At 52.6% G+C, this 913-nt stretch carries 1 pseudogene; it reads left to right on the forward strand.

Annotated features, from left to right (window positions below):
- Positions 1-43: 43 nt before the first annotated feature.
- Positions 44-913: pseudogene (locus M979_RS22210) on the forward strand (IS3 family transposase); the annotation flags it as partial.

Here is a 913-nt window from a genome sequence, read left to right on the forward strand (position 1 = left end):
GAGATCTTCCGACATACTGATTATGTCACCTGTGGAGATCGCTATGCGTAAGATCCGATTCACCGAGCACCAGATCATCGCCGTTCTGAAGTCTGTCGAAGCCGGGCGCACCGTCAAAGATGTGTGTCGCGAGGCCGCTATTTCCGAAGCCAGCTACTACAACTGGAAGGCGAAATATGGCGGGATGGAAGCGGCTGATATTAAAAAAATCAAAGATCTTGAGGACGAGAATCGTCGTCTGAAGCAGATGTTTGCCGATCTGAGTCTGGAATGCCGGGCGCTGAAGGACGTTATCGAAAAAAAGCTCTAAAACCAGCGATAAAGCGGGAGCTTGTCAGCTATCTGACTGCACAATTTTCCATGAGCATCCGCCAGGCATGCAGGACAGTTTCGCTGAGCAGGACGGTGTATTTTTATCAGCCCGATACCCGGCATGATGAACCGGTGATCCTGGCGTTGACTGAACTGGCAGAACGCTATCCGCGATACGGATTTAAGAAGCTTTTTCAGGTGCTTCGTAGACAAGGGCTCGTCTGGAACCACAAACGCGTGCACCGTATTTACTGTCTGCTGAAACTGAATTTTCGTCGCAAGGGCAAACAACGTCTGCCGGTACGCAATCCGGCTCCGCTGGCCACGCCGGAGGCGCTGAACCAGAGCTGGTCCATCGATTTTATGCACGACGCACTGACATGTGGCCGACGTTTTCGGACTTTCAACGTCGTGGATGATTTTAACCGCGAGGCTCTGGCTATCGAAATTGACCTGAATATCCCGGCGCAGCGCGTCGTCCGTGTGCTGGACAGGATAGTGGCAAACCGTGGATATCCGCTAAAGATGCGGATGGATAATGGGCCGGAACTGATCTCACTGACTCTGGCGCAATGGGCTGAAGAGCATGGTGTGATGCTGG

This window comes from Buttiauxella noackiae ATCC 51607, from assembly GCF_001654865.1.
Lineage (GTDB): Bacteria > Pseudomonadota > Gammaproteobacteria > Enterobacterales > Enterobacteriaceae > Buttiauxella > Buttiauxella noackiae.